Annotated in this window: 1 protein-coding gene; it reads left to right on the forward strand. The window is 74.1% G+C overall.

Features of this window, described 5'->3' with window-relative positions; translation table 11 throughout:
* A partial coding sequence (locus AC1DWF_RS39055; protein ID WP_476843743.1) for an MFS transporter occupies positions 1 to 505 on the forward strand: 505 nt, incomplete at both ends.

Below are 505 nucleotides of genomic sequence, written 5' to 3' on the forward strand. Positions count from 1 at the left end.
CCCTGGGCCTTCGGCCTGGCGGTGGCGCTCCACAACCTGTGCTGGGGCCTCGCCCAGCCGATCAGCGGCTCCATGGCCGACAAGTACGGCTCCGGCCGCGTCATGGCGGGCGGCGGCATCTTCTACCTCATCGGCCTCGGCCTACCCGCGCTCTTCCCTTCCAATGCGACGGTGCTGATCGGCATCGGCCTCTTCTCCGGTCTCGGCGTCGCCAGCGCCGGCACGGGCCTCGCGCTCGCCGCCGTGGGGCGCATGGCGCCGCCCGAGAAGCGCGGCGAGTTCATCGGCATCGCCAGCGCCGGCGGCAGCCTGGGACAGGCCGCCATGGTGCCGCTCGTCTTCAACGCCATCGGCTGGGTCGGCGCCACGGGCGCCCTGGCGACGCTGGCCATCTCGGCCCTGCTCATCATCCCGATCGCCCGGAACATCGAGTGGAAGCCGGCGCCGCGCCTGGGCCCGCCGCCGGCCGGGATTCGCGGCCTGCCTGCCCTCGCCCGTTCCTCGC

It is taken from the genome of Aminobacter sp. P4_D5, assembly GCF_056401815.1.